General features: G+C 66.6%; 21 protein-coding genes, 1 other RNA gene and 1 riboswitch. Of the genes, 14 read left to right on the plus strand and 8 right to left on the minus strand.

Annotation, left to right across the window (positions count from 1 at the left end; translation table 11 throughout):
• Window positions 1-20 precede the first annotated feature (20 nt).
• From pstB to phoB, 3 genes are read left to right on the plus strand one after another with little or no spacing between them, the layout of a single operon-like run.
• A complete protein-coding gene (gene pstB, locus GGR03_RS15165; protein WP_246368140.1) occupies window positions 21-830 on the plus strand; it encodes a phosphate ABC transporter ATP-binding protein PstB in 810 nt (269 codons plus the stop codon).
• 25 nt (window positions 831-855) lie between these two features.
• Window positions 856-1593, plus strand: coding sequence for a phosphate signaling complex protein PhoU (gene phoU / locus GGR03_RS15170; protein ID WP_418884983.1), 738 nt, complete (start codon window positions 856-858; stop codon window positions 1591-1593).
• Window positions 1594-1598: 5 nt separating this feature from the next.
• Entirely contained in the window at window positions 1599-2348 is a 750-nt protein-coding gene (gene phoB, locus GGR03_RS15175; protein ID WP_183209518.1) for a phosphate regulon transcriptional regulator PhoB, read from the plus strand.
• Window positions 2349-2370: 22 nt separating this feature from the next.
• On the opposite strand, the gene GGR03_RS15180 is transcribed toward phoB, so the two are convergent.
• A complete protein-coding gene (locus tag GGR03_RS15180; protein WP_183209520.1) occupies window positions 2371-2931 on the minus strand; it encodes a GcrA family cell cycle regulator in 561 nt (186 codons plus the stop codon).
• Window positions 2932-3334: 403 nt separating this feature from the next.
• On the opposite strand from GGR03_RS15180, the gene GGR03_RS15185 reads away from it, so the two are divergent.
• From GGR03_RS15185 to GGR03_RS15210, 6 genes are all read left to right on the plus strand, one after another.
• A complete protein-coding gene (locus GGR03_RS15185) occupies window positions 3335-4549 on the plus strand; it encodes an aspartate aminotransferase family protein (RefSeq protein WP_183209522.1) in 1215 nt (404 codons plus the stop codon).
• Window positions 4550-4559: 10 nt separating this feature from the next.
• Window positions 4560-5504: an ornithine carbamoyltransferase gene (argF, locus tag GGR03_RS15190; protein WP_183209524.1), complete on the plus strand. Its 945-nt coding sequence runs from the start codon at window positions 4560-4562 to the stop codon at window positions 5502-5504.
• Window positions 5497-6537 (plus strand): Hsp33 family molecular chaperone, encoded by a 1041-nt coding sequence (locus tag GGR03_RS15195; RefSeq protein ID WP_183209527.1) that lies wholly within the window; start codon window positions 5497-5499, stop codon window positions 6535-6537. Before argF ends, GGR03_RS15195 begins: the two co-directional genes overlap by 8 nt.
• 256 nt (window positions 6538-6793) lie before the next feature.
• Window positions 6794-7747 carry a sigma-70 family RNA polymerase sigma factor gene (locus GGR03_RS15200; protein ID WP_183209529.1) on the plus strand — a complete coding sequence of 318 codons (954 nt, stop codon included), beginning with the start codon at window positions 6794-6796 and terminating at the stop codon, window positions 7745-7747.
• A 76-nt stretch (window positions 7748-7823) separates the two neighbouring features.
• The gene (locus GGR03_RS15205) at window positions 7824-8336 is read left to right on the plus strand and encodes a carboxymuconolactone decarboxylase family protein (protein WP_252920279.1); all 513 of its coding nucleotides are present in this window, start codon (window positions 7824-7826) and stop codon (window positions 8334-8336) included.
• A 113-nt stretch (window positions 8337-8449) separates the two neighbouring features.
• Window positions 8450-9052, plus strand: coding sequence for an OsmC family protein (locus GGR03_RS15210; RefSeq protein WP_183209531.1), 603 nt, complete (start codon window positions 8450-8452; stop codon window positions 9050-9052).
• A 97-nt stretch (window positions 9053-9149) separates the two neighbouring features.
• Here GGR03_RS15210 and GGR03_RS15215 read toward each other — a convergent pair whose 3' ends face one another.
• Complete coding sequence (locus tag GGR03_RS15215; protein ID WP_183209533.1) at window positions 9150-10037, minus strand: DMT family transporter; 888 nt, start codon at window positions 10035-10037, stop codon at window positions 9150-9152.
• A 223-nt stretch (window positions 10038-10260) separates the two neighbouring features.
• Entirely contained in the window at window positions 10261-10653 is a 393-nt protein-coding gene (gene apaG, locus GGR03_RS15220; RefSeq protein ID WP_183209535.1) for a Co2+/Mg2+ efflux protein ApaG, read from the minus strand.
• A 99-nt stretch (window positions 10654-10752) separates the two neighbouring features.
• Here apaG and GGR03_RS15225 point away from each other — a divergent pair, with 99 nt between their 5' ends.
• Window positions 10753-11358: a CDP-alcohol phosphatidyltransferase family protein gene (locus tag GGR03_RS15225; RefSeq protein WP_183209538.1), complete on the plus strand. Its 606-nt coding sequence runs from the start codon at window positions 10753-10755 to the stop codon at window positions 11356-11358.
• 4 nt (window positions 11359-11362) lie between these two features.
• On the opposite strand, the gene GGR03_RS15230 is transcribed toward GGR03_RS15225, so the two are convergent.
• Window positions 11363-12559 (minus strand): O-succinylhomoserine sulfhydrylase, encoded by a 1197-nt coding sequence (locus tag GGR03_RS15230; RefSeq protein WP_183209540.1) that lies wholly within the window; start codon window positions 12557-12559, stop codon window positions 11363-11365.
• A gap of 71 nt (window positions 12560-12630) precedes the next feature.
• Window positions 12631-12708, minus strand: a riboswitch (SAM riboswitch).
• Between the two features lie 72 nt (window positions 12709-12780).
• Here GGR03_RS15230 and GGR03_RS15235 point away from each other — a divergent pair.
• From GGR03_RS15235 to GGR03_RS15245, 3 genes are all read left to right on the plus strand, one after another.
• Complete coding sequence (locus GGR03_RS15235; protein WP_183209542.1) at window positions 12781-13875, plus strand: 2'-deoxycytidine 5'-triphosphate deaminase; 1095 nt, start codon at window positions 12781-12783, stop codon at window positions 13873-13875.
• 77 nt (window positions 13876-13952) lie between these two features.
• Window positions 13953-14108, plus strand: a non-coding RNA gene (gene ssrS / locus GGR03_RS15240) — 6S RNA.
• A gap of 55 nt (window positions 14109-14163) precedes the next feature.
• The gene (locus GGR03_RS15245) at window positions 14164-14769 is read left to right on the plus strand and encodes a 5-formyltetrahydrofolate cyclo-ligase (RefSeq protein ID WP_183209544.1); all 606 of its coding nucleotides are present in this window, start codon (window positions 14164-14166) and stop codon (window positions 14767-14769) included.
• Here the strand turns inward: GGR03_RS15245 and GGR03_RS15250 are convergent.
• Complete coding sequence (locus GGR03_RS15250) at window positions 14766-15281, minus strand: CAP domain-containing protein (protein WP_183209546.1); 516 nt, start codon at window positions 15279-15281, stop codon at window positions 14766-14768. The genes GGR03_RS15245 and GGR03_RS15250 overlap by 4 nt on opposite strands.
• 385 nt (window positions 15282-15666) lie before the next feature.
• On the opposite strand from GGR03_RS15250, the gene GGR03_RS15255 reads away from it, so the two are divergent.
• Window positions 15667-16488, plus strand: coding sequence for a TIGR00282 family metallophosphoesterase (locus GGR03_RS15255; protein ID WP_183209548.1), 822 nt, complete (start codon window positions 15667-15669; stop codon window positions 16486-16488).
• Between the two features lie 46 nt (window positions 16489-16534).
• Here GGR03_RS15255 and GGR03_RS15260 read toward each other — a convergent pair whose 3' ends face one another.
• The 3 genes from GGR03_RS15260 to GGR03_RS15270 all read right to left on the minus strand — a co-directional run bounded on the left by GGR03_RS15260 (window position 16535) and on the right by GGR03_RS15270 (window position 18310).
• Window positions 16535-16978: a PIN domain-containing protein gene (locus tag GGR03_RS15260; RefSeq protein ID WP_183209550.1), complete on the minus strand. Its 444-nt coding sequence runs from the start codon at window positions 16976-16978 to the stop codon at window positions 16535-16537.
• Window positions 16975-17214 carry a type II toxin-antitoxin system Phd/YefM family antitoxin gene (locus tag GGR03_RS15265; RefSeq protein ID WP_183209551.1) on the minus strand — a complete coding sequence of 80 codons (240 nt, stop codon included), beginning with the start codon at window positions 17212-17214 and terminating at the stop codon, window positions 16975-16977. The genes GGR03_RS15260 and GGR03_RS15265 overlap by 4 nt, the downstream gene beginning before the upstream one ends.
• A 295-nt stretch (window positions 17215-17509) precedes the next feature.
• Window positions 17510-18310, minus strand: coding sequence for an MBL fold metallo-hydrolase (locus GGR03_RS15270; protein WP_183209553.1), 801 nt, complete (start codon window positions 18308-18310; stop codon window positions 17510-17512).
• Window positions 18311-18406 lie beyond the last annotated feature (96 nt).

Here is an 18406-nt window from a genome sequence, read left to right on the forward strand (position 1 = left end):
TGCAACGGGACACCGCCATGATGGAACATTTTCAGACGATGCATACGAAGGGTCCTGCCGTGCAGCCGATCAGTGCGACCAAGATGCAGGCCGAGAAGGTTTCCGTTCACTACGGGACCAAGCAGGCGCTGTTCGATGTCGACCTCGACATCCTCGATCGCGAGGTGACGGCGCTCATCGGTCCGTCCGGCTGCGGCAAGTCGACCTTCCTGCGCTGCCTCAACCGGATGAACGACGCCATCGCGTCGGCAAAGGTCAGCGGCAAGATCACCCTCGACGGCGGCGACATCTATTCGCCCGGCCTCGATGTGGTCGAGCTGCGCGCCCGGGTCGGCATGGTGTTCCAGAAGCCCAACCCGTTCCCGAAATCGATCTTCGACAATGTCGCCTACGGCCCGCGGATCCACGGCCTGGCCCGCAACAAGTCGGACCTTCAGGAGATCGTCGTGGGCAGCCTGCGCAAGGCCGGCCTGTACGAGGAGGTCAAGGACCGGCTCGACGAGCCGGGCACGGGCCTTTCCGGCGGCCAGCAGCAGCGTCTCTGCATTGCCCGCGCCATCGCCGTCTCGCCCGAGGTGATCCTGATGGACGAGCCCTGTTCGGCGCTCGACCCGATCGCCACCGCCCGGGTCGAGGAACTGATCGACGAGCTCAAGCAGAACTACACGATCGTCATCGTCACCCATTCGATGCAGCAGGCCGCCCGCGTGTCCCAGCGGACCGCAATGTTCCATCTGGGCTATCTCGTGGAGGTCGGGCCGACGGAGAAGATGTTCTCCAACCCGGACGACAAGCGCACCCAGGACTACATCACCGGCCGCTTCGGCTGATCGACAGGAGGAAGCGGCCATGGTCATGTCCGAGCACATCGTTACGTCCTACGAGGACGAGCTGAAGTACATCGTCCGCCGCATCTCGGAGATGGGCGGCCAGGCGGAACGCATGGTCGAGCAGTCGGTCTTGGCGCTGACCCGCAGTGACTGGGGCCTCGCGCAGTCTGTGGTGGCGGACGATCTCCTGCTCGACGCCGCGCAGCGCGAGCTCGACGAACGAGCGATCCTCACCATCGCCAAGCGGCAACCGATGGCGATCGACCTGCGCGAGATCGTCGGCGCGATCCGCATTTCCAACGATCTCGAGCGGATCGGCGATCTCGCCAAGAACATCGCCAAGCGCGTCATCGCGGTGCACGATCACAGCCAGCCGATCCAGCTGGTCCGGGGCCTCGAGCATCTGTCGGAACTCGCCCTCGACCAGCTGAAGGAAGTGCTCGACGCCTATGGCGCCCGCGACGAGCAGCGGGCGATGGCGGTGCGCGAGAACGACGAGCAGATCGATGCGATGTACACCTCGATCTTCCGCGAACTCCTCACCTACATGATGGAGGATCCGCGCAACATCACCGCCTGCACCCATCTCCTGTTCACCGCCAAGAACATCGAGCGGATCGGCGACCACGCGACCAACATCGCCGAGACAATCTACTACATCAAGACCGGCGATCAGATGGAGGCCGAGCGGCCGAAGGACGATCGTACCACCTCCCTGCTGCAGCCGGGCTCCAACCTGCCGCCAGCCGGCCTCGAGGGATAACGACCATGGCCATGCGGATCGCCGTCGTCGAGGACGAGGAAGCGCTCGGCGTCCTGCTTCGCTACAATCTCGAGGCCGAGGGCTACGAGGTCGACGTGATCGCCCGGGGCGACGAGGCCGACATCAGGCTGCGCGAGGAGGTCCCCGACCTCCTCATCCTCGACTGGATGCTGCCGGGCCTGTCGGGGGTCGAGCTCTGCCGGCGGCTGCGCCAACGCGGCGAGACGGAACGCCTGCCGATCATCATGCTGACGGCGCGCGGCGAGGAGAGCGAGCGGGTGCGCGGCCTCTCGGTCGGCGCCGATGACTACGTGGTGAAGCCGTTCTCGACGCCCGAGCTGATCGCCCGCGTGCGGGCCATGCTGCGAAGAGCCAAGCCGGAGAAGATCTCCAGCCAGCTCAGCGCCGGCGACATCGACCTCGACCGGGAGACCCACCGGATCCGGCGTGCCGGCCGCGAGGTGAAGCTCGGACCGACGGAGTTCAAGCTGCTCGAGTTCTTCATGCAGTCGCCGGGCCGGGTGTTCTCGCGCGAGCAGCTGCTCGACGGCGTCTGGGGCCGGGACATCTATGTCGACGAGCGGACGGTGGACGTCCATGTCGGCCGGCTGCGCAAGGCGATCAACCGGGGCCGCCAGCGCGACCCGATCCGAACCGTCCGCGGCGCGGGCTATGCCTTGGACGAGCAGTTCACGGCCGCCAGGCCGGCGACCGTGAAAACCCGCGACAGCGCCGGCTCGGAACCGCGCCTCTAGATCGCAGGCCCGAAGCCGCGCCTCAACGGGCGCGGCGGCGGTCCGAAACCGGCTGGAAAGCCATTTTCGCGTGGTACTGGCAATAGGGCGAGGCGTCCTTCGAGCTGTTGCCGCAGAAGTGGAAGTCCGGCTTCAGCGGGTCGCCGACCGGCCACTTGCACGTCCGCTCGTTGAGCTGCACCAGCGTCAGCTTGCGGGCGATGGGAACCACCTCGCCGGTCTGGCGCCGGGGCTCTTCGAGAACTTCCAGCTCTTCCTCGTGATCGATCTTGAGGGCCGTCGCGCCCATCGAGCGCGGCATCGCCCGCGGTGCCTGGGCCGCCTGGGCCGCCTGGGCGGAGACGAAGCGGCTGGCCATCATGACCTCCACCGTCTCGACTTCGACCGGGCGCACGGCCTGCGGCTCGGCGTGCGTCTGCAGGGTCGCCGGTGCCTTGGCCCGCGACTCCAGCTTCAGCCGGTGCACCTTGCCGATGACGGCGTTGCGCGTGACGCCGCCCAGCCGATCCGCGATCTGGCTGGCGCTGAGGCCGTCGGTCCAAAGTTGTTTCAACAACGCGACGCGTTCATCTGTCCAGCCCATGACAAGCTCCTTGATCGTATGGTTGCCGCGGACGGAATCCCTACTCCTGCGCGTCACGAGGGTGCACGCAGGCACTCACTACATCTATTCAGGAACCAGGTCCGCCGCACGAAATCTGGTGTGTTGAAGCCAATTTAACGCACGCCTTGACTCCGTGACAAGAGTCGCAGGGGTGGATTGAATCGCGTCAGTGGCTTTTCCCCAGAGTTCTGCCTCCTCCGATGCGGCAGGAAGATGGCCGCGAGGGGCGGGCTCGCGTGGCCGGTTGATTGACACTCGTCCGGCTCACCGTGATATAGCCACGGTTCCGAGTGCTCGGAACGTCTTTCGAAGCCTGCCCCAACGGCAGGCTTTGATGTTTCAGGAACTGATCCTCAGAGGATCCGCAACGAAGTCGATCGTGATGGCCGAATTCAAGGACGCGCATTCGCCGCTCTATGACACCTACGCCCGGGCGCCGCTCGCTTTCGAGCGCGGCGAGGGTGTCTGGCTGGTCACCGGCGAGGGCCGACGCTACATGGATTTTGCCGCCGGCATCGCGGTGAACTCGCTGGGCCATGCGCATCCGCACCTCGTCGCGGCGCTGACCGAGCAGGCGAACAAGCTCTGGCACCTCTCAAATCTCTACGAAATCCCAGGCCAGCGGCGCCTCGCCGAGCGCCTCACGGAAGCGACCTTCGCCGACCGCGCCTTCTTCACCAATTCCGGTGCCGAGGCACTGGAATGCGCGATCAAGACGGCGCGTCGCTATCATTATGTCGACGGGGCGCCGGAGCGGTATCGCATCCTCACTTTCGAGGGCGCCTTCCACGGCCGCACGCTGGCGACGATCGCCGCAGGCGGCCAGGCGAAATATCTCGAAGGCTTCGGCCCCAAGGCGCCCGGCTTCGACCAGCTGCCCTTCGGCGATCACGAGGCCTTGAAGCAGGCCGCGGCCGAACCCGACGTCGCCGCGATCCTGATCGAGCCGATCCAGGGCGAGGGGGGTGTCCGCTCGGTGCCGCCGCAATGCCTGCAGGGCCTGCGCGATCTTTGCGACGAGCACGGCATCCTCCTGATCTACGACGAGGTGCAGACCGGCATCGGCCGCACCGGGCGTCTCTACGCCTACGAGCATTCCGGCGCCGCGCCCGATATCATGGCTTCCGCCAAGGGCATCGGCGGCGGTTTCCCGATGGGCGTCTGCCTTGCCACGGAGGCGGCCGCGCGGGGCATGACGCCCGGCACCCATGGCAGCACCTATGGCGGCAATCCGCTGGCCATGGCCGTCGGCAATGCCGTGCTGGACGTCGTGCTGGGCGAGGGGTTCCTGACCCATGTCCAGGACGTCGCGCTCCTCCTGAAGCAGTCGCTGGCCTCGCTCGCCGACCGCTATCCCGACGTCGTGGGCGAAGTTCGCGGCCAGGGCCTCCTGATCGGCCTGAAGGCCAAGGTGCCGAACGTCCAGCTGGTCGCCGCGATGCGCGACGAGGGCCTGCTCGCGGCGCCCGCCGGCGACAATGTCGTGCGGCTGCTGCCGCCGTTGATCGTCACCGTGGACGAGGTGCACGAGGCCACGAGCCGTATCGAAGCGGCCGTCGCCGGCCTGTCGCTGGCCGGCCAGCGCAAGAGCGCATGAGGCAATCGTTATGAGAAACGGCAATCCGAGGCATTTCCTCGACATCTCCACCGTCGCGCGCGGCGAGCTGCGCGCCATCGTCGACGACGCCGCCTCCCGCAAGACGCTGGGCCGGAACGCCTCGCGGCCGCTCGAGGGCAAGACGCTGGCGATGATCTTCGACAAGCCGTCGACCCGCACCCGCGTCTCCTTCGACGTGGCGATGCGCCAGCTCGGCGGCGAGACGCTGATCCTGTCCGGCGCCGAGATGCAGCTCGGTCGCGAGGAGACCATTGCCGACACCGCCAAGGTGCTGTCGCGCTATGTCGACGCGATCATGATCCGCACCACCGCTCATGACCGCCTGACCGAGCTCGCCGAGAACGCCACCGTCCCGGTGATCAACGGCCTGACCGACGACACCCATCCCTGCCAGATCATGGCCGACCTTCTGACCTTCGAGGAAAAGCGCGGGCCCGTGCGCGGCAAGATCTTCGCCTGGTCGGGTGACGGCAACAACGTACTCGCCTCGCTCGTCGAGGCGGCCGCGCGCTTCGAGTTCACGCTGCGCATCGCGACGCCGCCGGGCTCGGAGCCCGACATGCGCTATGTCGAGAATGCCCGCGGCGAGGGCGCCACGGTGCTGCTCACCAACGACCCGGTGGAAGCCGTCACCGGCGCCGACTGCGTCGTCACCGACACCTGGGTGTCGATGGGCCGCGAGGACAAGGCGCGCGGCCACAACGTCTTCATGCCCTATCAGGTCAACGAGCGGCTGATGGCCCATGCCAATCCCGAGGCGCTGTTCATGCACTGTCTGCCCGCCCATCGCGGCGAGGAGGTCACCGACGCGGTGATGGACGGTCCGCAGTCGGTGGTGTTCGACGAGGCCGAGAACCGGCTGCATGCCCAAAAGTCCATCCTCGCCTGGTGCTTCGGCGAGGTCGCGCCGGCTGCGGGTGCCGCGCATGGCTGACAGCGATCTCAGCCTCGGCGAGTTCGGCTTCGCGGGCGACGACGCCGTCGTGCCCTTCGCCGTCGAGGCGCTGGACGCCCGCGGCCGCGCCGTCCAGCTCGGACCGATGCTCGACGACATCCTCAATCGCCACGATTATCCCGAGCCCGTCGCGCGCCTCCTGGCCGAGATGGTGGTGATGACCGTGCTGCTCGGCACGTCGCTGAAGTTCGACGGCAAGTTCATCGCCCAGACCCAGACCGACGGGCCCGTCGATCTCCTCGTCGTCGATTTCACCACCCCGTCGAGCGTCCGCGCCTATGCCCGCTTCGACGAGACCAAGCTTGCCGCCGCCATCGAGGCCGGCGAGACCTCGTCGGAGGCGCTGCTCGGTGTCGGCGTCATGGCGCTGACCGTCGACCAGGGCGCCTACATGCAGCGCTACCAGGGCATCGTCGAACTCAACGGCACGACGATCGAGGAAGTGGCGGAGGGCTATTTCCGCCAATCCGAGCAGATCCCGACCGCGATCAAGCTTGCCGTCGCCCGCATCGCCAGGCGCGGCGAGAACGGCGGCTTCGTCGAGAGCTGGCGGGCCGGCGGCCTGATCGCCCAGTTCCTGCCTGACTCCCCCGATCGCATGCGCATGCCCGACTTGCCGGGCGGCGACGCGCCGGAAGGCGTCGATGACGACGAGGGTGAGTTCGAGCCGGACGATGCCTGGCTCGAGGTCCGCGCGCTGGTCGACACGATCGAGGCCTCCGAGCTCGCCGATCCCGAGATCGGCGTCGAGCGCCTCTTGTTCCGCCTCTTCCACGAGCGCGGCGTGCGGGTCTTCCCGCCGCACCCCGTCGACGACGAATGTTCCTGCTCTCGCGAGCGCATCAAGGAAGTGCTCTCCAACTTCTCCGCCACCGAGATCACCGACAGCATCGAGGACGGCCGCATCGCCGTGACCTGCGAATTCTGCGGCGAGGCCTACGAGTTCGACCCGGAAGAGTTCGCGGCGGGGGCGGAGACGACGCCGGGCGAGGATGAGCCGGACAAGGGGTGAGGCGAGCTTCTCCGCGTGCTTGTCGGCTTCGTCGCGTCGGGGAGCGCGGGCAAGAGGAGCCCGAAGCACGTCGTGGCGTCGACCGCTGAGCCTGAAGAAGACCCTTGCTCAAGATGCAAGAGGGAGAGGCTCGCGACGCAATATTGCCGGATGCTGAGCTTACCACCGCTCCGGCCCCCGCCGGTCGTCGTGCAGCATCCGACGAAAGCTGCGGCCGGCTTCGAACTTTTTGGAGCTCCGGCGCCTCATTCTCCTCATGGATCATGAAGCTCACCTCCGACCGACGGATGCCGAACTGGCGGTTGCCGCTCGTGGCGGCGACTGTACCAGCCTTGGGCTGCTGCTCGAGCGCCATCGCGCGCGGCTCTTCGGAGCGGCGCTGCGCGTGCTGGGCTATGGCCCGGAAGCCGAGGATGCCGTCCAGGACACGTTCCTGATCGCGCTCAGGCACATCGGAGACCTCAAGGACCCTGAGGCAGTGGTGGGCTGGCTCTTCACCGTGTTGCACCGCTGCTGCCTGCGCCAGTTGCGCCAGAAGCGGGGCGAGGTTCTCACCGGCGAGGTGCCAGATGTCCCCGACGAGCGACCGGGGATCGAGGAGCGGCTTGAGAAGGTCGCGCTGCGCGAATGGATCTGGGATGCCCTGCACAAGCTTCCTGAACCGCTGCGGGCCACCGCCATGCTTCGCTACTTCGGCAGCTATCAGTCCTATGAGGATCTGGCCGCTATCCTGGCTGTCCCGATTGGCACCGTCCGTAGCCGGTTATCACAATCCAAGCGCAAGCTGGCGGAGATGCTGCTCGACACAGCCGGTCTCTGCGATCCCGATGCCAGATCGCAGTCTCGCGAGCACCAGCAATTTTATTCCGAAGCCTTTCGCGGCCTCTTACGCCCTGCCGACCGCGACCACTATCTCAGCCACTTCGCCGAGGATATCCTGCTGTTCCGCGGAGGAGGCACGCCCGTCGTCGGGCGATCTTTCATAGCCCAGGAAGTCGACGAGGACACCGATGCCGGCATCCTCCTCGAACCGCAGCGCGTCCTCAGCGCCGGCAATGTGAGTGTCGTCGAGGGACGGTTCGTGAATCCTCCCGAGGATCCGTTCCATTGTCCCCCCGGTGTCGCCTTCGTGATCTTCCGGCGCGAGGACAAGGCGACCCGCATGCACATCCATCTTTCGCCGCGCCCGCCCAGAATCGACGACGATTGATCGAACTTCTCCTCCCGCCTTCGGCTCCCTTGTAGCGTGACCATTGATTGGCACGGATTATCTGAGGAGAGCCATTGTGCTGAACTTCCCCTACATCGCTTATCCGCCTAGGGCCCGGAGCAAGCCGATCGTCCGACGGATTCTCATTTTGGGCGTCTTTTGCGCGGCGTTGTGTATTCCGGTCGGCGCCCGGGCCGATCCGGCGAACACCGAAGCCACGTACCAGGATATCGAGCAGACGCTCGGCAACGTCCCGAGTTTTCTCCGGCGGTTTCCCAAAGCCGCACTGCCTGGCGCCTGGGCCGAGGTTAAGGCACTGCAGTTCTCGGACGAAACCGCACTGCCGCCAAAAGCGAAGGCGTTGATCTCCCTCGCCGTCTCGGCACAAATCCCCTGCCAGTACTGCATCTGGGAAGACACCGAGAGCGCCAAGCGGGCCGGCGCGACCGAGGACGAGATCAACGAGGCTATCGCGATCTCAGCGCTGACCCGACACTGGAGCACCGTCTTCAACGGCATGCAGCTCGATCTCGAGGCCTTCAAGACCGAGCTGGGCGGCGACCCGCAGGCGCAACAGCCTGCAAACTAGCGCTGCTCATCGGCAGCCTGTCGATGCCGGATTGCGTGCCGCACCCAAAAGCCAGCGTCGCTATCCCGGCTCTCGCAGCATTGGCCGAAATGCTCACATCAAAGGAAACCCATATGCCTGCTATTTTTGGAGAAGTTGTAAGTTCGGTTGCTGATATCGTTTCGGTAATGAAGAAGCATGGTGATGCGGTGCGCGGGACGTACCGCGCGCGTTACCACTTCGATACAGAATCGAGCGGTTACTACACGACTCCAATTCTGGAGCGCCCTGCGAGTATGCAGGCCAATGAGCCAGGAGTCGTTTATCCGTGGGAGCAAATATTCACAGCCGCAGCGGTATGCGCGGGTTCCGACTATCCCATGCTCGCGGCACACGAGGGAATCGATCTCCAGTCGATCGATTTCGTCGTGGAGGGGGTATTCGATCCACGCGGCGAGTTCGATGAGATGGATGGGCTCGAAGCGCCTGTCGATGCCCGCCACTGCTTCCTGTCTCTCCACCTCTGCGCCACGCTGAGATCCTCGGCGTCGCTCGTCGCACTGGAGAAACTGCACGAGCGCGCGATCGCCTACAACATGGTGCTTGGCGCCCTCCGAGGGATCCCGATGACCAGCGAACTGGTCGTTTCGCTCGGCATGAAAGATGGATCAACGCTTCGGGACCCAAGTCCTTTGGACAGGCCCTGGACCAGGAGGGCCTCGCTCCCGCAGATGTAGCGCGGCGCAAGCCAATACCTGCACCGTCGCGAACGCGGCGGTGCAGGAACAGGAGTAGCCGAGGGTGGCATGACCGATCGCCAGAATGTCCCGAACGTCAGCTTGTTCCTGAATGGACCCTGTTCTCCCGCCAGATCGTGAAAACCCCGCTGGCGACGATGATCGCGGCGCCGACGAACACCGGCGAATCCGGCAGCTCGTTCCAGAACAGCCAGCCGATCAGCGTCGCCCAGACCAGCGCGGTGTAGTCGAGCGGCGCGACGACGACGGCCGGGGCGAGGCGGAAGGCCTGGGTCATCAGCGTCATTCCCGCCGTCCCGAAGAGCGCGATCGCCGCGAAGAGCCAGTAGTCTTCCGGCTGCACCGGCACCCAGACGAACGGCACGACGAGCAAGCTCAGCAGCGCCCCGGCCCCGGTCAGATAGAGCAGCAGCGTCCAGACGCTCTCGCGCCGGTCCACCCAACGGGCGCTGATCATCAGAGCTGCATAGAAGAGCGCCGTCGCGATCGGCAGCAGCGAGGCGGGCTGGAAGGCGGCGGCGCCGGGACGCACCGCGATCAGCACGCCCGCAAAGCCGACCAGCACCGCCAGCCAGCGCCGCCAGCCGACAGGATCACGCAGGAACAGCGCCGAGATCGCCGTGATGAACAGCGGCGCCACGAAGACCAGGGCCGTCGCCTCGGCCAGCGCCAGGTATTTGAGGCTGGAGAAGAACAGGAAGGCGGCAGAGATCCAGAGCAGCCCGCGCAGCAGATGCGTCACCGGCCGATGCGAGCGTAGCGCCGCCGTTCCGCCCATGGCGGCGGCGATCAGGATGGCGAAGGGCAGCGCGATCAGGTTGCGCAGGAACAGGATCTGCAGCGGCGAATAGTTCGACGCGAGCGCCTTGGCGAGGGCATCGTTGACGCAGAGGCACGCGACCCCCACGCACATCATCGCCATGCCCGCCAGGGTTGCGCGTCTCGTTTCCAGGGTAGCCTGCATGCTGCACTCGCCGTTTCGGCGCAACTCCTAGCAGGTTGTCGAAGATTGTCATGAGGGCGGGCGGCGGGGTCGTCGGTTATGCCCGACTGACGCCGGACTGTGGCGAGACAGGCCCGACGTCTCTGATTATCAGGCAGGTCTGGCATCGCGGCAGGTCGTCGCGGCGCCGGCACAGATCGATCCGACCGGGACGCGTCGCCCAGGCTCTACCGCAGGCCTGCGCCTAGTTCAGCACCCGCGACCGGGCCGGCAGGTCCAGCGAGAAGGCCGGGATCTCGACCTCGAACAGCGAGCCGTCCGGGGCCCGCATGCGGTAATGGCCGCGCATGAAGCCTGACGGCGTCGTCAGCGGGCAGCCCGACGTGTAGGTGAAGCTGTCGCCGGGCGAGAGCGTCGGCTGCTCGCCGACCACGCCGGGGCCGCTGATTTCCTCGACATGGCCGTTGGCGTCGGTGATGTGCCAGTATCGTGACTGCAGCTGTACGACGTCCGGGCTGCCATTGGCGATCTCGACCGTGTACGCCCAGACCCAGCGCCCGTCCTCGGGAGCCGACTGGTCGTCGAGATAGCTCGGGGTCACGCTGACGGTGATCGCCCTGGTCGTCGCCGTGTACATGAGGATGCCCTGACCGCCTTGCGCGTCGCTTCGGCCTATCTTATCGCGGCGCACGCGAGCCGGGTCAACGGGCCGGCGAACTCTCTGCGGAGACGATCTTTGCTCGACGGCGTGCTGAAGAAGCGGATCGATCCGCCCATCGCGTGTCTGGCCGCGATGCTCTGCCGGCAGGGGGTCGGCGCCGACGCGGTGACGGTGGCGGGTCTCGTCCTCGGTCTCGGCGCAGCACTCGCCATCGCCTTCGGCCAGCTCTGGCTCGGCCTTGCCCTGATCCTCGTCTCGCGACTCGCCGACGGGCTCGACGGCGCGGTCGCGCGGCTGACGCGCCGGACGGATCGCGGCGGCTATCTCGACATCGTCTTCGACTACATCTTCTACGGCGCCATCCCGCTCGCCTTCGCGATCCTCGATCCCGACGCCAACGCGCTCGCCGCCGCGGTGCTGCTGACGAGCTTCTACGCCAACGGCGCGAGCTTCCTCGCCTTCGCGGTGATGGCCGAGAAGCGCGGGCTCGCCACCGAGCAGCGCGGCAAGAAGTCGCTGTATTTCTCGACCGGCCTCGCCGAGGCGACGGAGACCATCGCCACCTTCGTGCTGTTCTGCCTGTTCCCGGCCCATTTCGCCGTCATCGCCTATGTCTTTGCGGCGATGACGGCGTGGACCTGCGTCTCCCGCATCAGGCTGAGCCTGCAGCTGTTCCGCTAAAGGTTCAGGCCGCGGCCAGCGCCGCGTCGATGTCCTCGATGAGATCCTCGACATCCTCGATGCCGACCGAGAGCCGCAGCAGCCCGTCTGAAATGCCGAGTTCGGCGCGGGCTTCCGGCGTCAGGTTCTTGTGCGTCGTCGTCGCCGGATGGGTGATCAGGCTCTTGGCGTCGCCGAGATTGTTGGAGATCAGGATGATCTGCAGCGCGTTGGCGAAGGCGAAGGCCGCCTTCTTGCCGCCCGTCAGCTCGAAGGCAAGCAGCGTCGAGCCGCCGGTCATCTGCCGGGCGATGATCGCCGCGTCCGGATGGTCGGCGCGGCCGGGATAGAGCACCTTGGCGACTTCCGGCCGCTCGGCGAGGAAATCGGCGATCTTGCCGGCGCTCTTCGTCTGGTGCGCCACCCGCAGTGGCAGCGTCTCCAGGCCCTTCAGCAGCGTCCAGGCGTTGAACGGCGAGAGCGAAGGGCCGGTGTGGCGGAAATAATCGTGCAAGTTTTCGTCGATCCAGTCCTTCGAGGAGAGGATCACGCCGCCGAGGCACCGGCCCTGGCCGTCGATATGCTTGGTCGCCGAGTAGACCACCACGTCGGCGCCGAGCTCCAGCGGGCGCTGCTGCATCGGCGTCGCGAAGACGTTGTCGACGACGAGCCGCGCGCCGGCGGCATGGGCGATCTCCGCCACCGCCGGGATGTCGATCACCTCGAGCGTCGGGTTGGTCGGCGTCTCCATGAAGAACACCTTGGTCTCCGGCCGCACCGCTGCCTGCCAGGCGTCGAGGCTGCGCCCGTCGACCAGCGTGCAGGCGACGCCGCAGCGTGCCATCACCGTCTCGACGACGTATCGGCAGGAGCCGAACAGCGCCCGGGCCGCGACGATATGGTCGCCGGCCTTCAGCTGGCACTGGATCGCCGCGGCGACGGCAGCCATGCCGGAAGCAGTGGCGCGCGCGTCCTCGGCGCCCTCCAACGCCATCATCCGCTCCTCGAACATCCGCGTCGTCGGGTTGGCGTAACGGCTATAGATGAAGCCGGGCTCCTCGCCCTTGAACCGTGCCTCGGCGGCCTCGGCGCTGTCGTAGACGAAGCCCTGGGTGAGGAAGAGCGCCTCGGAGGTCTCGCCGAAGCCCGAGCGGGCCGTCCCGGCGTGGACCATGGCGGTGGCGGGCCGCAACTTGCGGGGCGTATCCGTCTTCTTCAGCATCGCGTCGTCTCCGAACAAAAATAAACCGGCTGCCGCGTCGCCGCGAAGCCGGTTGGTCGAAGGCGCAAGAGCCATATCGTCAATCGGCCCTTTAGCGACTTGTTTTACGTGGCTGCAAGCCGGCCGGCCAAATCACCACTCTAGGCCTTGCAAATAGACCCGATGCCGTTACGCGTCAATCGGCGGCGCGAGGCGCCGGGACGATGAGGGGATGGCAATTGATGCAGGGCGGAATTCTGCCGGACCGCGAGATCGCGGCGCTGTTCGAGACGGGCGCCATCGCCGCGCCGGTGGAGCGCGACGGCGACCAGATCCAGCCGGCGAGTCTCGACCTGCGGCTCGGGGCGAAGGCCTACCGGGTGCGGGCAAGCTTCCTGCCGGGCGCCGGACAGACGGTCGCCGGCAAGCTGGAGCGCTTCTCGCTGCACGAGTTCAGCCTCACCGAGGGCGCCGTGCTGGAGACGGGCTGCGTCTATGTCGTGGAACTCCTGGAAGCGCTGAAGCTGCCGGCGGAGGTGCGGGCGACTGCGAACCCCAAATCCTCCACCGGCCGGCTCGACATCTTCACCCGCGTCCTGACCGACGGCGCGCAGGAATTCGACAAGCTGCCGGCGGGCTACGAGGGCCCGCTCTATGTCGAGATCTCGCCGCGCACCTTCCCGATCCTGGTGCGCCAGGGCTCGCGCCTGTCGCAGATACGCTTCCGCACCGGCGAGCCGCTGCTCGGCGAGGCGGAACTCGCGGCGCTGCACGCCACCGACCGGCTGACCTCGGCGCCCGGCGCGAACATTTCCGGCGGCGGCATCGCGCTGTCGATCGACCTTTCGGGCGACCCCGCCGGTGGCAGCGATGCGCTCGTCGGCTATCGCGGCAAGCGCCATACCGGCGTCGTCGACGTCGACAGGCGCGGCGCCTATCGACTGAAGGATTTCTGGGAGCCGATCCATCGCAGCCAGGGCGGCGAACTGATCCTCGATCCGGACGAGTTCTACATCCTCGTCTCGAAGGAATCGGTGCATGTGCCGCCGGCCTTTGCCGCCGAGATGACGCCCTACGATCCGCTGGTCGGCGAATTCCGCGTCCATTATGCCGGCTTCTTCGACCCGGGCTTCGGCCATTCCGCCGCCGGCGGCACCGGCAGCCGGGCGGTGCTCGAGGTCCGCAGCCATGACGTGCCGTTCATCCTCGAAGACGGCCAGATCGTCGGCCGGCTGGTCTACGAGCACATGCAGGCGCTGCCCGACCGGCTCTACGGCCTCGACCTGAAATCGAACTACCAGGCGCAGGGGCTGAAACTGTCGAAGCACTTCGTCTGACGGCCGTCGCGAATAAACCGGTTCGGGGAGCGTCCAGCCTATGGAAGGGGAGGGGCGTCTCGCCTATGTTCCGTCACGGCGGGCTGGCCGGTGCGACAGGGGTGACATTTGCTCGGGGCCTTAGTCTTCCCCAGGGAGCTGTCCCTGCCTTGGCTCGTGGGCCGGGGCACACGGCGCCCACCTACTCTGTAGGTTCCCGGGATCGACTACTCCATCGGCCGGGTGGCTCGCCGCTTCTCTTCCCTTTCGCCCCGGAATCGGACAGGTCTCCATCAGGAGGCGATGCCGATGCGTGACGATATCAGGGACCTGAAGGCGGAACTGCGCCGTGCGGCGCTGGCCCGCCGCGACGCGATGACCACCGAGGCGCGAATCGAGGCCTCGCTCGCCATCGCCGACCATGTCGCCGCGCTGGTCGACATTACACCCGGCATGCCGGTTTCCGGTTTCCTGCCGATCCGCTCCGAAATCGACATCCGTCCGCTGATGATGACGCTCGCCGATCGCGGTGCGCTTCTCTGCGTGCCGGCGATCGTCGAGGGCCGGCTGGTGTTCCGCCAGCTGGTGCGCGGCGCGCCGCTCGAGCCGCAGGGCTTCGGCACCTATGCGCCCGGCGCCGACGCCGCGATCTTCGATCCCGAACTCATGCTGGTGCCGCTGGCAGCCTTCGACCGCAGGGGCGGCCGCGTCGGCTACGGCCGCGGCTACTACGACGGGGCGATCGCCAGCCTGCGCGAGAAGGGGATGAATCCCCGTCTCGTCGGCATCGCGTTTGCCGTGCAGGAAGTGGAGCACGTCCCGATGGAGTCCCACGACATCTTCCTCGATGTCGTCGTCACCGAGGCCGGCGTCGCCGCGGGTGCGGCAACGCCTTCGGTGGGCGCGGCGAACTAGCCGCGGCGCTTGGCCTGCGTGCCGAGGATCATCGCCCAGTAGGGCTGGCCGTTGCGGCCGGTCGCGGCGGCAAAGCCGATCTCCGTCACTTCCGGCTTCAGCAGGTTGCGGCGATGCCCGGCCGAATTCTCCCAGCCCCGGATCACCGCCGCGGTCGACGGATAGTTCCAGCCGATATTCTCCGCGACGCTGCCATAGTTGTAGCCGTACGCCTTCACCCGTGCCGGCAGGGCGCCTTCGACCGAATGGCTGAGCTTGCCGCGGGCGGCCATCGCGCGCGCCTGCCGTGTCGCCGCCTCGTCGAGAACCGAACTGTAGCGCAGAGCCGGCAGCCCGTGCGTCGAGCGGAACGCGTTGACGCGGGCGAGGCCGGCGTTGCGGTCGACGGAGATCTCCCGCGTCGAGGCGACGTCGATCGAGCCGGGCGTCGCGGTACAGCCGGTGACGAACAGCACGACGGCGAGCGCCGCCATGCGGAGCGGGCCGAGACGGTTGAACGGGGTGGTTTTCATGGCCTGTGTCCTCGTGCGATACCCGGCTTCCGCAAGGCAGGGTTTTGAGTTGACCGTTGCTGCGTCCCGGCCGGAAGGCTTACCGAAAGTCCGACATGCGCGTACGGCCCATCATGCTCACTGACATTTTGTCCGGGAATGTCTCAACGGATTGCGAAGCTGATCGCGACATTTCGGCATTTCGGCCGGACCGGCTTCCGCGCCGGCCCATGCCGTTGCCAATGCCGTGGGGGAAAGGCCGGCCTGGCGCAGCGTCATCCGGGCCTTCCTGTTGTATGGGACCGCATTCCGGCGGCTTCGTGCTGGCATCGCGGCAGACACGTGTTCGAAAGCCGACCATAAGCCGGCCATCGCATTTATTGCCGATGCGGCAGGGGGCCTACTGATGCGGTTCCTGTTTCTCGGTGACATGGTTGGCCGCACCGGCCGCACCGCCGTCTTCGAAAAGCTCCCCGGCCTCGTCGCCGACTGGCGGCTCGATTTCGTCGTCGTCAACGGCGAGAACGCCGCCGGCGGCTTCGGCATCACCGAGGACATCTTCAACGCCACGCTCGCCGCGGGCGCCGACGTCGTCACCACCGGCAACCATGTCTGGGACCAGCGCGAGGCGCTGAGCTTCGCGCCGCGCGAGCCGCGTTTCCTGCGCCCGGTGAACTATCCCAGGGGTGCGCCCGGCAGCGGCTCCGGCCTGTTCGAGGCGAAGAACGGGGCGCGGGTCCTCGTCGCCAACATCATGGGCCGGGTGTTCATGTCGCCCGATCTCGACGATCCCTTCGCCGCCGCCGAACATCTCGTCTCGACCTGTCCGCTGGGCGAGCAGGCGGATGCGATCGTCTTCGATTTCCACGCCGAGGCGACCAGCGAGAAGCAGTGCTTCGCGCATTTCCTCGATGGCAGGGTCTCCGTCGTCGTCGGCACCCACACCCACGTGCCGACGGCCGATCACCAGATCCTCGTCGGCGGCACCGCCTACCAGTCGGATGCCGGCATGTGCGGCGACTACGATTCTTCGCTCGGCATGGAGAAGGAGGAGCCGATCAACCGCTTCGTCACCAAGCTGCCGCGCGGCCGGTACGAGGCGGCGCAGGGGCCGGCGACGCTCTGCGGCCTGGCCGTCGAGATCTCCGACCGGACCGGGCTGGCGGAGAAGGTGTCGCCGGTCCGCGTCGGACCGCGGCTCGCGGGTGTCGTGCCGGATTTCTGGTAGAGTTGCCAATCCGGCTTATTCTGTAATCGAAGGCACCCTTCGTCGTTCAGGGCATCCCGGCGAGGTTGTAGACCGGCACCCCGAGGGGTTCGAAGTGCCGCACATTCTCGGTCAGGATGGCTAGATCGAAGGCCCGCGCCGTGCCTGCGATGGCCACGTCGGGGAAACCGGGGTGCCGGCCCATCGCGGTTGCGGCGTCGGAAATCTCTCCCGCGGCTTCGGCAGCCTCCACCCCGAACGGGAGCACTCGATCTCCGTAAGCGGTTCGGAAACCGAGCATCCATTCTTCGATCGCATCGGCTTTCGCCGTCGCGTGGTTGCGGCGCAACTTGCAGATGCCCTGTCGGATCTCGGCGAGCGCGATCGTCGAGAGATAAAGCTCGGATGCGTGGGCGCGGAGTTTGTCGGCCGCGCCTTCGGGCAGGTCTGGTCTTCGCCCCGGAGAGAGAAGCGAGAGCGTCGAGGTGTCGATCAGAAAGCCGCTGGTCACAGATCGATTGACCGCATGGGCGTCTGATCACGATCGAACTCGTCTCCCCCGGGGAAGGCCATCAGGAACTCCGCAAAGTCGGTTTTATCGGGGTAAATGCGCCGCGCGACATCGACCGGGACCATGACCGCGGCGGGTCGGCCGTGCTTGGTGATTGTCGTAGGCTCGCCTCTTTCAGCGGCCTCGACCAACGCCGAGAATTTCGCTTTCGCGTCTCTCACCTGGACGGTCTGCATCCCGTGTCCGCGGAGGGTAGGGGGCATGGGCGTGCCCTTGCGTCCGGTCACCTCCATTCCAACCTTGCCGCCCCGGGGGGCAACCATATCGTATGGGCCGCCGCCTGACTTTGGACCTTTCCCCGCTCGCACCGGTGCGCCCTGTCCCGGCCGCAAGGGGGATGCCTTTTTTGCCAAGGGTGAAACTCCTTATGACCACATGTAGTCATAATATATGGGGCTCTGTATTACCTGCAAGAAAAAGCGGCGGCCACCAGGGCCGCTCCTCTGTCACTTGCTATCTGGGGCCGGCTGACTACACGCCTCTCAACACGATCACCGTCGGCGTCCGCGGCAGCGTCCGCACCGACACGGTGAAGCCCGGCTCGTCTCGCATGTCCACCGCGAAGTCCGGCAGCTTGGCGAGGAAGCGCTCGATCGGGCCGCTGAAGCGGTGCATCGGCAGGACGATCGACGAGCGCAGCCGCTCGGTGATCTCGCCGATGCCTTCCTGGCTCATCGTCAGGCCGCCGTCGACCGGCACCATGACGATGTCGAGCCGCCCGATCTGGGCGAAGTCGGAATCGGTCAGCCGGTGGTGCAGGTGCCCGAGATGGCCGATGCAGAGGCCCGCGACCTCGAAGATGAAGATGGAATTGCCGTCGGGCTCCATGCCGTCGTAGCTGCGGATGTCCGTCGGCACGTTGCGCACATACATGTCGTCGACCGTGAGGGCGTGGCGCGCCGGACCACCTTCCGGGTTCCAGCCGCGCAGCACATGCGCGATGGCCGGGTCCGGGAAAGGCGTGTTGTGCGAGGAATGCGCCTTGTTCATCGTCACGATGTCCGGCGTCGGGCTGCCGCCCATGCCGGCGAAATCCGTCGCCGCGACCACCCCGCCGGGGCTCTCGATCCGGTAAGTGGCATGGGCGACGTAGGTGATCGTCACGTCCTCGCCGACCTGGGCAAGCCGCGTGGGTTTCGCCATCGACACGAAGGTGGCGCTCGGCACCGCCTCAGCGACGGCGTGGCAGGTGCTCGGCACCATCTGGGCCACCGCCGCGACGGGCAGCAGCGGCAAAGACCCCAGTATCGTGATCGCGAGGACTTTCAGCATGAGGGCGCTCCTTCTGTGCCGACGCCTGACAGGAGCCGCGCGGGAGAGATCCGCCGGCTTCTGCTGCGACGCAACGGAAGGCTACAGGCTGCTCCG

Origin of the sequence: Aurantimonas endophytica (genome assembly GCF_014196845.1) — a bacterium.
Taxonomy (GTDB): Bacteria; Pseudomonadota; Alphaproteobacteria; order Rhizobiales; family Rhizobiaceae; genus Aurantimonas; species Aurantimonas endophytica.

Excerpts from the sequence above, each read along its gene's own strand:
- argF (WP_183209524.1), top strand. The coding sequence starts at position 4,560 with ATGAGAAACGGCAATCCGAGGCATTTCCTCGACATCTCCACCGTCGCG.
- GGR03_RS15210 (WP_183209531.1), top strand. The coding sequence starts at position 8,450 with ATGCCTGCTATTTTTGGAGAAGTTGTAAGTTCGGTTGCTGATATCGTT.
- GGR03_RS15200 (WP_183209529.1), top strand. The coding sequence starts at position 6,794 with ATGGATCATGAAGCTCACCTCCGACCGACGGATGCCGAACTGGCGGTT.
- apaG (WP_183209535.1), bottom strand. The coding sequence starts at position 10,653 with ATGTACACGGCGACGACCAGGGCGATCACCGTCAGCGTGACCCCGAGC.
- GGR03_RS15265 (WP_183209551.1), bottom strand. The coding sequence starts at position 17,214 with ATGCAGACCGTCCAGGTGAGAGACGCGAAAGCGAAATTCTCGGCGTTG.
- GGR03_RS15180 (WP_183209520.1), bottom strand. The coding sequence starts at position 2,931 with ATGGGCTGGACAGATGAACGCGTCGCGTTGTTGAAACAACTTTGGACC.
- GGR03_RS15185 (WP_183209522.1), top strand. The coding sequence starts at position 3,335 with ATGGCCGAATTCAAGGACGCGCATTCGCCGCTCTATGACACCTACGCC.
- GGR03_RS15255 (WP_183209548.1), top strand. The coding sequence starts at position 15,667 with ATGCGGTTCCTGTTTCTCGGTGACATGGTTGGCCGCACCGGCCGCACC.
- GGR03_RS15250 (WP_183209546.1), bottom strand. The coding sequence starts at position 15,281 with ATGAAAACCACCCCGTTCAACCGTCTCGGCCCGCTCCGCATGGCGGCG.
- GGR03_RS15245 (WP_183209544.1), top strand. The coding sequence starts at position 14,164 with ATGCGTGACGATATCAGGGACCTGAAGGCGGAACTGCGCCGTGCGGCG.
- GGR03_RS15195 (WP_183209527.1), top strand. The coding sequence starts at position 5,497 with ATGGCTGACAGCGATCTCAGCCTCGGCGAGTTCGGCTTCGCGGGCGAC.
- GGR03_RS15235 (WP_183209542.1), top strand. The coding sequence starts at position 12,781 with ATGCAGGGCGGAATTCTGCCGGACCGCGAGATCGCGGCGCTGTTCGAG.
- GGR03_RS15270 (WP_183209553.1), bottom strand. The coding sequence starts at position 18,310 with ATGCTGAAAGTCCTCGCGATCACGATACTGGGGTCTTTGCCGCTGCTG.
- phoU (WP_418884983.1), top strand. The coding sequence starts at position 856 with ATGTCCGAGCACATCGTTACGTCCTACGAGGACGAGCTGAAGTACATC.
- phoB (WP_183209518.1), top strand. The coding sequence starts at position 1,599 with ATGGCCATGCGGATCGCCGTCGTCGAGGACGAGGAAGCGCTCGGCGTC.
- pstB (WP_246368140.1), top strand. The coding sequence starts at position 21 with ATGGAACATTTTCAGACGATGCATACGAAGGGTCCTGCCGTGCAGCCG.
- GGR03_RS15230 (WP_183209540.1), bottom strand. The coding sequence starts at position 12,559 with ATGCTGAAGAAGACGGATACGCCCCGCAAGTTGCGGCCCGCCACCGCC.
- GGR03_RS15215 (WP_183209533.1), bottom strand. The coding sequence starts at position 10,037 with ATGCAGGCTACCCTGGAAACGAGACGCGCAACCCTGGCGGGCATGGCG.